Origin of the sequence: Paenibacillus sp. FSL K6-2441 (genome assembly GCF_037964765.1) — a bacterium.
Lineage (GTDB): Bacteria > Bacillota > Bacilli > Paenibacillales > Paenibacillaceae > Fontibacillus > Fontibacillus phoenicis.
The window spans coordinates 1,194,286-1,207,378 of the sequence record NZ_CP150174.1; the positions used below are offsets into that span (position 1 = coordinate 1,194,286).

Below are 13,093 nucleotides of genomic sequence, written 5' to 3' on the forward strand. Positions count from 1 at the left end.
AATATTCTATGTCGGGCCATCATGCCATAGGCATCACCGTAAAACGAAACCCAATCGCAAGGTTCAGGAAATTCCCGGGCCTTGCGATTTTTTCCTGACCGAAGGATTCATGCGCTTGACATAGACTGGTTGACTTCCGACCAAGCTGCGGCTACAATGGCCTGTGAATCCCGGTTTCGAGCTGGCTTGGATCCGGGCAGAGGAGATGAGAAATGTGATAACCATTTATGATATCGCACAAAGGACCGGTTTTTCGCCTACGACCGTATCCAAGGTGTTTAACGGATATTCCGACGTCAGTGAGAAGACGCGCCGCAAAATTCTGGACGCTGCGGATGAGCTCGGCTATGTGCCCAATGCTCACGCCCGTTCGCTGACCACCAAACGCTCTTGGACGATTGGCGTGCTGTTTATTGAGCCTTCCGGCGCGGGCATCCTGCATCCGTTTTTTGGCGGTGTGATCGAAGGCTTCAAGCGGGTGGCTACCTCCAAGGGTTATGATCTGATGTTTCTTTCCAAGGATATCGGCGGCAAGAAAAGCAGCTATCTGGAGCACTGTAAAATCCGCGGTATCGACGGCGTGGTCGTGGTGTTGCCGGATGCAACCGATCCGTATTTTCAGGAGCTGTTGGAGTCCGACATTCCTTGCGTGCTGTTGGATCAGGAATCTTCCGACAAGAGTACGGTGTATTCGGACAATATGGAAGGCGCCCGGCAGGCCGTGGCTTATTTGCATTCCTTGGGCCACCGGAAAATCGCGCATATCGGCGGTGGTCCAACCTTCGCTGGCGAGCAGCGGTTAAACGGGTTTCGGCAAGCGATGCAAGAGCTTGGGCTGACGATCCATCCCCAGCATATCGTACAAGGAAGCTACGATTATACCGTAGAGAGCGGCAGCAAAGCGATGGAGGAGCTGTTGCAGGCGGACGAACGGCCTACCGCCGTGTTTGCAGCCGGCGACAATTTGGCGGTTGGGGCCATGATGGCGATGAAGCGGCATGGCTTGCGCGTGCCTGAAGACATTTCGCTGGTAGGCTTCGACGACATCGAAATGGCGAAATATTTAACACCTGCGTTAACGACGGTACGACAAAACACAGATGTACTTGGCAGCAGGGCAGCCGACATGTTAATCTATTCGATAGAAGGCGGGGAAGACGTGCAACAAGGCGTAATCCCGGTGGAGCTGATTATTCGCGATTCTTGCCGATCGCTGTAGACAGCTTGGCCTCTATTTTTTTACAAGAGATCGAAACCGGTTTCGTTCCGCGTATTTCTTCAATTTGTTGAAGATTGGGTGCGTTTTGCCGGCGCTGCTCTTGTATGTTTTGTAATCGATTACAGAAACACCAATTTCGGAAACCAAGGAGAGGATTAACGATGGCAAAATGGGTGAAGGTGCTCACTTCGCGTGATTCGGCGGACCGTCTGCAGCCGCAAGGGGAAGTGGCGGTTCAATCTGGCGCAGCAGCTGGCGCGGGACAGAAGCTGAAGGTCCTGCCGGAGCAGACTTACCAAACGGTGATGGGGTTTGGCGGTGCGTTCACCGAAGCGGCCGCTTATACGTTGTCCCGGATCAGCCCGCAGAAGCGGGAAGAAGTGATTCGCCGGTATTTCGATCCGGAGGAGGGGCTGGGGTATACGCTGGGTCGCGTGCACATCCACAGCTGCGACTTCGCGCTGGAGAACTACACGTATATCGAGGACGGCGACGTGGAGCTGAAAACGTTCGATATTTCCCGCGATCACAAATGGGTGATCCCGCTCGTTCACGATGCGGCAAAAACAGCCGGGAAGAACATTACCATGCTGGCCTCTCCTTGGAGCCCTCCGGCTTGGATGAAAACGAATGGCGATATGAACCACGGCGGCCAGCTGAAGCCGGAATATCGCGAGGTGTGGGCGCTGTATTATACGAAGTTCATCAAAGCTTACCGTGAAGCAGGCATCCCGATCTGGGGGATCACGGTACAGAATGAACCGGCGGCGGTGCAAACCTGGGATTCCTGTATTTACAGCGGCGAGGAAGAACGCGATTTCGTACGCGATTACCTGGGGCCGGTGATGCATCGGGAAGGCCTGGCGGACGTCCAAATTCTCATTTGGGACCACAACCGGGATATTATCGTCGAGCGGGCCTCCGCCGTGCTGAGCGATCCCGAAGCGGCTAAATACGTGTGGGGTACTGGCTTCCACTGGTACGTCAGCGAAGCGTTCGAGAACGTCGGCAAAGTGCATGAGCTGTTCCCTGACAAGCATCTCTTGTTCACGGAAGGCTGCCAGGAAGGCGGCGTGAAGCTTGGCAAATGGTTCACCGGCGAGCGTTATGGCCGGAACATCATCGGCGACTTGAACAATTGGAACGAAGGGTTCCTGGATTGGAACCTGGTGCTGGACGAAACGGGCGGTCCGAACCATGTGGGCAACCTGTGTGATGCGCCGATCATCGCGGATACCACAACCGATACGCTCCACTACAACAGCTCGTACTTCTACATCGGACATTTCAGCAAATACATCAAACCGGGGGCGGTACGCATCGGTTTAGAAGCCCACGCTCCGGCGCTGCTGGCTACCTCATTCCGCAATCCGGACGGCAGCATTGCGGTTGTCGTGCAGAACGAAAGCGATGAGGCACAGCCGTTTGCCCTGGAACTGGGCGGCGAGGCTGCAGGTGAGACGCTGCCGGCCCATTCGATTGCGACGTATATCATCCAAGGCTAGTTACATCTTTTTATTTAACGGAGGGATAGACCTTATGCCGAATTATACTTTTGAGGAAAATGCGTTCGTGATCGAACAGTTTGACCGGGCGAAGCCGTTCTCGAGCTTCCTCCCCGGCCTTGCCGGCTTGAAGGGGATTCCGATGTGGACGTTTTACGTCAACCGGGGGCAGGCGGTCTGCAGCTTTGGGATCCGGGACAAAAACAGCCCGATCATGGAATTCTCCCCGGCTAGCATTACGTATCAATCGGTTGCGATGAAAGGCTTCCGGACGTTTATCAAAATCGCAGGGAAAGCGGGGATCTACGAGCCCTTCCAAAGCGCTTTCCCCGATGCGTCGGCCGTTCGCCGCATGCACATTTTGACCAATGAGCTGACGATTGAAGAAACCCATGAAGCGCAGGGGTTGCGGGTGAAGGTGAGTTATTTTCAACTCCCCAACGACGATTATGCGGCACTGGTGCGTCAAGTGGAGGTTACGAATATTTCCGGAGCGCCGGTGCAGCTGGAGATGCTGGACGGGATGCCGGAGATTCTTCCGTACGGGGTAGAGAACGCCGGCTACAAGGAAATCGGGAATCTGCTGCGCAGCTGGATGGAGGTCGACAATCTGGAGAACGGAATTCCGTTCTACCGGGTCCGCTCCAGTACCCATGATGAGGCCGAAGTCAGCGAGGTGCAAAGCGGTCATTTCTACCTCACCTTTGGAGAGGACGGGAAGCTGCTGAAGACGATTGCCGACTTTGCGGTCATTTTCGGCGATAATACGTCGCTGGCTTATCCCGACCGCTTTGCCGAGCAGCCGCTGGCGGCCTTAACGGCGGCACCGCAGTATTGCACCAACAAGGTGCCTTGCGGATTTTCGGCATTAGCTGCCGAGCTGGCCCGCGGCGAAAGCCGCCGCATTTATACCTTAATCGGGCATATCGAAAGCGTTGAACGGTTAAATCGCAAAGCGGCCGAGATTGCCAGCCCTGCTTATGTTGCCCGCAAGCATGCGGAGGCTAGCCAGTTGACCGAGGAGCTAACCGCAGACATCGCCACGAAAACAGCCCTGCCGCTGTTTGATGCCTACTGCCGGCAGAGCTATCTGGACAATTTTCTGCGCGGCGGGTATCCGTTTATTTTCGAAAACGGCCGGGAAGGATTCGTTGTTCACTTGTATTCCCGGAAGCACGGGGATCTGGAGCGGGATTACAACTTCTTCTCGATCGCCCCGGAATTTTATTCGCAGGGCAACGGCAATTTCCGAGATGCTAACCAAAACCGGCGCAATGATGTATATTTTAACCCGCGGGTCGGAACGTTTAATATTCGCACGTTCTTCAGCCTCATTCAGGCTGATGGCTATAATCCGCTGGGCGTGGAAGGCACCACGTTCCGGGTTCCGGCCGAACGGGCGGCGGAGCTGTCCGCTTTTCTGGAGCAGGCGGCGGCCGATCATCGGGAGGAGTTGGCCGCTCTGTGCTTGGGTTCGTTTACTCCGGGGAAACTGATCTCGCTCGTTAACCACCGCGGCGTACGGTTGCTCGCGGAGGAGAACGAGCTGTTGACCGGTGTGCTGTCGCTCGCCGAACAGCAAATCGAAGCCTCCTTTGGGGAAGGTTACTGGACGGATCATTGGACTTACAATATGGACTTGATCGACAGTTATCTTGATATTTTCCCGGATCGCAAGGTGCAGCTGCTGTTCGGAGAACGGGAGTACACGTACTTCGACAGTCCGGCCCGCGTGCTGCCGCGCAGCGAGAAGTACGTGATCAGCGGCGGAAAGGTTCGCCAATACGGCGCATTGGTTCACGATGAGGAGAAAATGGCCAAATTCGGTCTGACGTTAAAGAGCACCAACTGGTTAAAAACAGAACATGGCCGGGGAGAAATTTACCGGACGACCTTGTTCGTCAAACTGCTGTCGCTGGGCCTGGTCAAGTTCGCCACCCTGGATCCGTTTGGCATGGGCGTGGAGATGGAAGCGAACAAGCCGGGATGGAACGATGCGATGAACGGCTTGCCTGGACTGTTTGGCTCGGGCATGAGCGAAACCTTTGAGTTAAAAAGGCTGCTGAAGTTCGTTCAGGAAGTTTGTGATGATCCTGAAGCTGCTGGCAACAACCAAGTCGTGCAAGTGCCTGAGGAAATCGCCGCGCTGCTCAGCGAAGTCGGGAAGCTGCTGGAAGCCCGCTTAGCGGGGAGCCTGGCGCCGTTTGATTATTGGGATCAGGTGACGACGGCGCGCGAGAAATACCGGGAAGCCATTCGTTTCGGGATCAGCGGGACGGAAACCTCGCTGGAGCTTCGTGCGATCGGCCAGCTGGCGGCCCGTATGCTCGAGCAAATCGAGCGCGGGATTCAAGAGGCTATCCGACTGGGCGACGGCGTGACACCGACGTATTTCGCCTACGAGGCGGCGGAATTTGAGCCGGTGACCGATGCCCAAGGAAAGCCGATCATCAGCGGATATGGACTGCAGAAGGCGGTCGTGAAGAAATTTACCGTTCGTCCGCTGCCGCATTTCCTGGAAGGTCCTGCTCGTTGGTTGAAGACGGTCGAGGACCGTAACGAAGCTAAGCGGACTTATGAGCAAATTCGCCGCAGCGACCTGTTCGACGACCAGCTTCAAATGTACAAAACCTCGGTCAGCCTGGATGCGGAGACCCATGAAATCGGTCGGATTCGCGCCTTTACGCCAGGCTGGCTGGAACGGGAATCGGTATTCCTGCATATGAGCTACAAGTACCTGCTGGCGCTGCTTAAGAGCGGCTTGACCGAGGAGTTCTTCACCGAGCTTCGCACTTCGTTGATTCCGTTCCTCGATCCGGCTGTGTATGGCCGCAGCACGCTGGAGAACTCGTCCTTTATCGCAACGAGCGTGAATCCGGATCCGGATACCCACGGCCGCGGTTATGTCGCCCGGCTTAGCGGATCAACCGCCGAGTTCCTTAGCATGTGGATGTCGATGATGGCCGGAAAACGGATCTTCCGCCTGCATGAAGGCAAGCTCCGGCTGGCGCTTAACCCGCACTTGCCCGGATGGCTCTTTGATGAGCAAGGCGAGGTGTCGTTCCGCTTCCTGGGCACAACGGAGGTCGTCTACCGGAACCCGCAGAAGAAGGATACCTATGGCCCGGATGCTGCAGCGCTTCGCCGGTTGGTGGTTCAGAAGCACGATGGAACGGAGCTTGCGGTTGAAGGCGCCGTGATCGACGGTGAGTTAGCGGAGGAGGTCCGCAGCGGCAAGGTGCGGCGGATTGAAGCGGAGTTGGCTTAACAGAACGGATAACAGCGTCATGAATAAATACTCCGGATAGGTAATGGACAGCAATGCCTGCTACCTTCCGGAGTTTTTTTAATAGAAAATGAAAACTATTCATAGATAAAACCACTTATCCAAGGTAAAATAACTGTGGCACGTTTCTTCTAAAAAAAATTATCACTATTTCCATAAATTGAAGGTTATTGCGAGATTTTAATCGAATGGTTTAAAGTAGCCCTACTCAGATCCTTTCGAACTGAGGCGCGTCAACCGGGTTAACACTTTATAATATCTCCAGAGGTGCTCTAATGAAGTCTTTGATCAAAGGATTTGTCGTCTTGTTTGTCATATTCATTGCTGCTTTTTACGGCATCATTTTTAGAAATTCGGGTGCAGCGGGCTCGGAGGTACAGCAAATCAGAAACTGGCAGGTCACTTGGACGGACCGGCTGGATCCTAATCCGAGCAAGGAATGGCTTGAGGGACTGGACGGCTGGACGAGTGTAAGCGCGGGAGAAGAGAGCCCGGTGAAGCCGGATAAGGGTATGGTTCAGTGGATCAAAATCACGCTTCCCCAAATAACGGAAAATTCCCAGGTCGTATTGATCGATAAAATATATGGTAAACACATTACGGTAAGTTTGGATGGAGCCAAAGTCTTCGAATCCCAGCGCAAATTTAACTTTAGCATCAACAGCGTGCTGGTGCCGGTGTCTTCGCACAATTCGGGTCAAACGCTGTATATCGGCGTATCCTCGACGACAAATACCATCGGGATCTTTGACCCGATTCGAATCGGAAATAACCAGGAATTGATCAAGAGCTTTGTGCGCGGCAACATCACCGACTTAATTTTGGGCAGCACGCTGATCTTCATCGCGGTGATTATGCTGTTCTGTTCTGTTTTTCTGAAGTATGTGAATATGCCGATGTGGTTCTCGCTGTGTGCGGTCATTTTTTCCAGCGGCTTGCTTGTGCTGACGTATTCTCCGTTTGTATTTTGGCTGTTTGACTATACGACGGCGGGCAGAATACTGGTGGTGATGTTTGATCTGGCTTTGTTCATCCTGCTTCCTTCGTTTATCTTTTTCTTTGAAAAAATCTTTGGTCCCGGTTATTTTGCTTTAATCCGGCGTTCGCGCAAAGTGTTTGTGGTCTTCTCCGCGCTCTGTATGCTATTGCTGTTAGCGAACGAGTTGTCCGGTAATCGCTACTATGATGTCTATAAGCTCATTACGACTCAATTTGCAGGTTATCTGATTATTGCGCAATTTCTGATCTTGGCTGGCATTTTAACCGTTTATGTAGCGAAAGGGAACAAAGAGGCGCTGATCTTTCTGGCCGGGGTACTCTCGTTCACGCTGCTATCCGCAGGCGAATTGATTTGGTATTACTATTACGACGGATACTATAAGCTGTTTTTGTGGAAATTAGGCATCGTTTGCTTCCTGACCTCGTTGATTATCATCTTGGGCCGAAGATTTGCGGAGAATCACCGGCAAGTCGTGGAATACTCCAAGCAGTTGGAGATGTTTAATAACGAGCTGCAGCGTTCGGAGAAAATGGAGATCATCAGCGAATTAGCCGCTTCGGTCGCCCACGAGGTCCGCAACCCGCTGCAGGTGACCCGAGGCTTTCTGCAACTGCTCGTTGAGAAGCAGCAGAATTCGGACAAGGTGTATTTAAGCATGGCGTTGGAAGAGCTTGATCGCGCTTCGGCGATTATTACGGACTTCCTCACTTTCGCCAAGCCGGAAGGCGGCAAGGTGACGACGCTGAACGTGCTGGAAGAATTTATTCATATCGAAGGGATCCTGATTCCTCTAGCGAATTTGCAGGGGGGCAAAATCACGGTTCATATTCCTAAAAACCTTTATGTGCGCGGCAATTCTTCCAAATTCAAGCAAGCATTTATCAATATTATCAAGAATAGTATTGAAGCACTTCGGGGCGAAGGCGACATCCAAATTTGGAGCTATGAAGAAAACGACGATGTGGTGATCCATATCAAGGACAACGGCGAGGGGATGGACGAAGAAGTGCTGGCCCGCTTGGGTGAGCCTTATTTCTCCAACAAAACGAAGGGGACGGGGCTAGGTTTGATGGTGACGTTCCGGATTATTGAGGTGATGAACGGTCAAATTCATTTTACGAGCAAAAAAGGAGCAGGGACCGAAGTCGTTATCCGCTTCCCCTCCGTTCAAGTTGAGGAGTATGCGATGGGATAAGTTCGTTCGGTCCCTGCCTGAGTGCTAGCGAAGATCGGTAGGGGTTATTCGCCCCAGATTCCTGCTGGTTTGATTTTGCTCATAACAACTTTCTCCGGTTGAGGCGGCAGTACGACGTAAAATTCGTCCGTGCTCTCCTCTACTGCTTTGATTTTGATGTGATCCGGGAGAACTACACCGAGTGCCTCCTGGATCGCAGCTTTCGGGTCGGCAAGTAGCTTCGCTTTGAAGCTAGGATCTTGCCAAGCTTTTTCAACAACTTGCGTTTGAAGGAGCGCTCCTGATGTCATAAGATCACCCTTTCTCAGAAAAAATAGTTATATTTTCCTTATTACTATAACATGGAATTCGATAGAACGCTAGGATAGGATCTTCTGATTTGCCAACCAATAGGCTAAACCGCCTTGGGCTAGCAAACTCCGCTCATCTCTTAAACTTTCTGCTCCCTGCCGGAGATTGGTTCTGAGATAGTCGTGGAACTCGTGTAAGTGCGTCAGACCCGGGGCATTCACCTCTAAAATTGCTGCATTCTGATCCGTTCGTTCGGCAAAAATGAACAGGATGTCCCGCACATGCAAGGCGTGTTTGACTTCATCCGGTGTAGGTCTGCGATCCGATGGAATTTGCAGTTCGTGCTGCACGACGGAAATCAGAGAATTATAGCTTCCTTCTCGTAAATCTTTCTCCCAATCCTCCCAATCATCCAGCATCTGGAGCGTCACCAATACGGCATCAACGGCGGCTTCGAAAGGAGCAATCAGCCGGTCGTGTTCGGTCAGGAGCAGCATGCCAGCCACGGACAGCTTTACAGGGGAAGCTTTATGCGCAATGCGAACCGGGTTGTCTTGGAAGAAATCATGTTGATTTTCTAACAAGACCGCTTCCGCCCATTCTGCAGCATATTTCCGGTAATAACTCCAAAACGGGGAATCGGAAGCGTACAAAGCGGCGTAAATGCGAGTAAATTCAAGTTGAAGCAAATTCGCCAGCGGCAGCTTCCACTTGTCCCCCGCCTCTGGATTGTCCATCACTTCATCGATTAAATGGTAATGCAGCATGACCAAGATCATGGCTACGGTTAACTCGCGGCTGAGCTCCGGCTTGGCGCCGGCAGCCTCCTGCATCCAGAATGGCAGTAAATAGCATATGTAGTTCTGGGAGCCAGATTTTTTCAACGCGTGGAATTTCCCCAAGTAATTGAGGCCATGTCCTCGAAATTCCTCCGGCAGCCCGGAAAGAATCGTCTCGGCCTGATCGAAAGCCGCCGCTAAATCCTTTTCATAGCTATGAAACCAATTCCAGTTCATAAATCGAACCTCCCTTATTAGGAACCATCCTCTTCATTATATAGGAAAATTTGTAGACAAGGTAGTTTGCTAGAAACTCAGCAAAGCCCCTTAGGATAAAAGGGGCTTCGCTAATCGTGTGCGATGTTTAAAAGAGTTGATGAATGCCAATGAGGATTAACAGCAGGCCGGAAATGACAGTGGCCCGGTTACCGAATTTCTCCGCGGCGACCTTCTCGGCAAAGCCGGCGCATGCGGCCAGCAACAGGTAGCTGAACAAACCAACGGACAGCGAAGTATACCAGATGTTCAGTTGGGTGATACCGGCATTAAAGCCGCCGGCCAGCGCATTCATGGCCAAGGCGATCCCCAGGACAATCGATTCGCCAAGACTGATGGATTTGGAGCTGTCCTTGTCTGCTTCTTCAGGATTGCGCAGCAAGCGGGTCAGCGGATTGACGTCATCCTCTTCCTGGATAGCTATGTTCTTCTTCTCCAGAAATGGCTGCAATAGTACCCATACGCCAACCCCAATGATCACAATCGTCCCCAACAACTGTCCGATCCAGGGATGGACCCACGAGGATAACCAGCTTCCGAAATAACCCGACACCAGAGTGGCCAAGAAGGAGATGGCGGCGATGGCCAGATTGGAATACCATGGAATGCGGATTTTTCGTACTCCGTAGGCGATACCGACTCCCGCATTATCCAAGTTGGACGCGATTCCAATGGCGATGACGGCCAACAGACTGTAAGAACCCATGATGTTCGCTCCTTTGCAATACATGATGACACAGCATATGCCCAGAAGAGGGAAATGGTTTATGGCCTAGCGTCGTCTTGTTTGCAGGGACAGCCGGAACTGATGATAAAGGGTTTCCATTGTATTCAATAAAGTAGTATAATGTCCACAAGGATACTCGATGGGAGTGATAAATGTGCTTGAAAACTTGTTGCGTCCGTCTCATTTGCTGCTTCTAGTCATCGCAGCATTGTTGTTATTTGGTCCCAGCAAGCTGCCGGAATTAGGGCGCAGCTTTGGCACGATGCTCAAGGAATTTAAGAGAGGCGCGCGCGGGGAGATTCTCGAAGACGAGCAGCCGCAGAAAGCGGAAGTTCAACCCGCTGCAGATACGAATAAATCATCTTGATGCCAATAAACGAGACTCCGATGGGGTCTTTTTTTTGTGAGGTTGTTATCGCGATCAAAAAAGCGCGTGCTGCCGGGAATACCCGGGCACGCGCTTTTTGGCTTGAACGGCGGGAAGGCCGTTTGCTTTCGTGCGTTAGACTTGCAACAGCAGAAGAATGATGGACGACAGTCCCAGACAGGTGCTGATCAGGTACAGGAACATAACCACCTGCTTCTGATTTAACCCGGCCCGAAGCAGCCGATAATGGACTTGGCTGGCATCGGCGACGTAAGGTGATTTTCCTTGCAGCATCCGCTTGATCACGACAAACAGATTATCGAAAATCGGTACGCCGAGGGCAAGCACCGGAATAAACAGGGACAGGACCGTAGCTTGCTTGAAGGCGCCGTCCAGTGCGATCACCGCCAGCATAAACCCAAGGAACGTAGCTCCGGCATCGCCCATAAAAACTTTGGCCGGCGGCTTGTTGTACCGCAGGTAGGCCAGCGTTACCCCAATCAGGGCAACCGAGAGCATCGCGGAGTTGGTTTGCCCTTTGGTTAAGGCCACCACAAACAGCGTCACGGCCGAGATCGCGGATAATCCTCCGGCCAAGCCGTCCAATCCGTCCGAGAAATTGATGACGGTGGTGACGCCAAAGATCCAGAGAATCGTTAAAATGAACTGAAGCCAGGCCGGCAACAGGACATAATCGCCGCTAAACGGATTTACAAAGCCACTGAAGGTGATGCCGGATGCATAAACCAGCACTGCAGCGGACACTTGGACGATCAGTTTAGGCAGCGCCGGAAAGTCTTTGCCTTTGGTTTTGTACCAGTCGTCGATGGTCCCAATGGCCAGCAAAAGCACCCCGCCGGCAAACAGCGCTCCCGTCTCCCAGGAGAAGTTGCGCGTAAACAGCAGGTATGCAATGAAGAACCCGGCAAATATCGCATAGCTGGCCGTCAGCGGAATCGGCTGACGATGGATCTTGCGTTCGACGTCCGCTCGGGGTTTGTCCACGAAGTCCAGGCGGAAGGCCAGCTTACCGAGCGGGGGAATCAGGAAATACACGATCAGAAACGATAACAGAAAAGTACATAAGTATAAAATCGCTACTCACCACCAGATGTTAGACTCAGGCTATTGATTATTATAAAAAGAAATCGGGACAATGTCGAATACTTGTATCACCCGCATCATAACGTGAAGATGAACGAAAGGGCAATAATGTGGTACATTAGAGTAGATACGACTGCTTTTGCAGATTAACTGCGTTGGATAACCTTTTAGGCAGGTACGGAGGGATTTGGAATGCAAGACGATTACGCGCGCAAGCTGGAAGACCAGAAAAGCTTATTTCGGCAATTAGGGATTAAGCTGGATGCGCTCTCCATTCACGAAAAAGATTTTGACGCCAAAATGCGGGGCTACGATAAGGAGGAAGTCGATCGCTTCCTGGATGACATTATCGTTGATTATGAACGCTTCTACGATATTATTACCGATCTGCTGGACAAATATAAAGAAATCCAGCGCCGGCAAGCGTATTGGGAAGAGGAGAAGAAGGCTCTGGCCCGCAGGCCTTCCTTTGATTTGGAAAATGCGGTGGATCGCAGATTGGTGGAGGACGGCATTCGCCAAGTGGAGCGAAGCCTGGAGCAATTTAAGCTGCATCTGCGCGGCGAGCGGTAAATGGAGTAGAACCGAACCGGAGGACTGTACCGGTTCGGTTCTTTTGTATATGAAGGGCGGAAGAGGTGCAGAATAAACCTGATGCTTGTTGGAATTTCATGCAATATTCATGAAAATGATGGTTGCATATCTAAAAGTGGAGTGGTATGATATAAACAAGATTTAGATTTAGTCTAAATTTAAGTTAGTTCAAGTTTTAGGTATTTGTCACAATGGCTTATCAAATAACTGATATGTTGAATGGAGGAATTCACTATGGCAAACCAAACCTTAACTCAAGCAAATCAAGAACTGCAGAAACAACTGAACCTGCAAATCGCGAACTGGACGGTCCTGTACACGAAGCTGCACAATTTCCACTGGTTCGTGAAAGGTCCAAACTTCTTTACGCTTCATGAGAAATTCGAAGCCCTTTATAACGAAGCGGCTGGTTATATCGATGATATTGCCGAACGTCTGCTGGCCATTGGCGGCACACCGATCGCAACCCTGCGCGAAGCCCTTGCGACGGCCAGCATCTCCGAAGCCAGCGGCAAGGAAAGCGCTGATGAAATGGTAGCAGCCATCGTAGCGGATTTTGCGAAATTGGACAGCGAGCTGAAGGAAGGCATGGAAGCGGCAGAAAGAGCGGAAGATGAAGCCACGAGCGATCTGCTGCTCGGCATCGTCTCCTCGCTGGAGAAACACCGCTGGATGCTGAACGCCTACCTTGGCAAATAAGTCCTTGGCGGATACATGAAAGACCTTGCCCAGCAAGCCTTCTTGCTGGGC

11 protein-coding genes are annotated in these 13,093 nt (G+C 51.9%); 7 read left to right on the top strand and 4 right to left on the bottom strand.

The window, feature by feature from the left end; translation table 11 throughout:
• The first annotated feature begins 214 nt into the window (after positions 1-214).
• The 4 genes from NSQ80_RS05085 to NSQ80_RS05100 all read left to right on the top strand — a co-directional run bounded on the left by NSQ80_RS05085 (position 215) and on the right by NSQ80_RS05100 (position 8,205).
• Positions 215-1,219 (top strand): LacI family DNA-binding transcriptional regulator, encoded by a 1,005-nt coding sequence (locus NSQ80_RS05085; protein ID WP_036646091.1) that lies wholly within the window; start codon positions 215-217, stop codon positions 1,217-1,219.
• A gap of 161 nt (positions 1,220-1,380) precedes the next feature.
• Positions 1,381-2,724 (top strand): glycoside hydrolase family 30 protein, encoded by a 1,344-nt coding sequence (locus NSQ80_RS05090; RefSeq protein WP_323075922.1) that lies wholly within the window; start codon positions 1,381-1,383, stop codon positions 2,722-2,724.
• Between the two features lie 34 nt (positions 2,725-2,758).
• Entirely contained in the window at positions 2,759-5,992 is a 3,234-nt protein-coding gene (locus NSQ80_RS05095) for a cellobiose phosphorylase (protein WP_339301644.1), read from the top strand.
• A gap of 293 nt (positions 5,993-6,285) precedes the next feature.
• A complete protein-coding gene (locus tag NSQ80_RS05100) occupies positions 6,286-8,205 on the top strand; it encodes an ATP-binding protein (RefSeq protein WP_339301646.1) in 1,920 nt (639 codons plus the stop codon).
• A gap of 44 nt (positions 8,206-8,249) precedes the next feature.
• On the opposite strand, the gene NSQ80_RS05105 is transcribed toward NSQ80_RS05100, so the two are convergent.
• From NSQ80_RS05105 to ytaF, 3 genes are all read right to left on the bottom strand, one after another.
• Positions 8,250-8,495: an NHLP leader peptide family RiPP precursor gene (locus NSQ80_RS05105; protein WP_009226249.1), complete on the bottom strand. Its 246-nt coding sequence runs from the start codon at positions 8,493-8,495 to the stop codon at positions 8,250-8,252.
• Positions 8,496-8,564: 69 nt separating this feature from the next.
• Positions 8,565-9,512, bottom strand: coding sequence for a hypothetical protein (locus NSQ80_RS05110; RefSeq protein ID WP_260071594.1), 948 nt, complete (start codon positions 9,510-9,512; stop codon positions 8,565-8,567).
• A gap of 127 nt (positions 9,513-9,639) precedes the next feature.
• Positions 9,640-10,257 carry a sporulation membrane protein YtaF gene (gene ytaF, locus NSQ80_RS05115; RefSeq protein WP_260071593.1) on the bottom strand — a complete coding sequence of 206 codons (618 nt, stop codon included), beginning with the start codon at positions 10,255-10,257 and terminating at the stop codon, positions 9,640-9,642.
• Positions 10,258-10,417: 160 nt separating this feature from the next.
• On the opposite strand from ytaF, the gene NSQ80_RS05120 reads away from it, so the two are divergent.
• Positions 10,418-10,645 (top strand): twin-arginine translocase TatA/TatE family subunit, encoded by a 228-nt coding sequence (locus NSQ80_RS05120; protein WP_260071592.1) that lies wholly within the window; start codon positions 10,418-10,420, stop codon positions 10,643-10,645.
• A gap of 135 nt (positions 10,646-10,780) precedes the next feature.
• Here the strand turns inward: NSQ80_RS05120 and NSQ80_RS05125 are convergent, their stop codons facing one another.
• A complete protein-coding gene (locus NSQ80_RS05125; RefSeq protein WP_036646094.1) occupies positions 10,781-11,740 on the bottom strand; it encodes an MraY family glycosyltransferase in 960 nt (319 codons plus the stop codon).
• Between the two features lie 201 nt (positions 11,741-11,941).
• Between NSQ80_RS05125 and NSQ80_RS05130 the strand changes: the two genes are divergently transcribed.
• Both NSQ80_RS05130 and NSQ80_RS05135 read left to right on the top strand, forming a co-directional pair.
• Entirely contained in the window at positions 11,942-12,322 is a 381-nt protein-coding gene (locus NSQ80_RS05130; RefSeq protein ID WP_009226254.1) for a DivIVA domain-containing protein, read from the top strand.
• 255 nt (positions 12,323-12,577) lie between these two features.
• Positions 12,578-13,042 (top strand): DNA starvation/stationary phase protection protein, encoded by a 465-nt coding sequence (locus NSQ80_RS05135; RefSeq protein ID WP_009226255.1) that lies wholly within the window; start codon positions 12,578-12,580, stop codon positions 13,040-13,042.
• Positions 13,043-13,093: the final 51 nt, after the last annotated feature.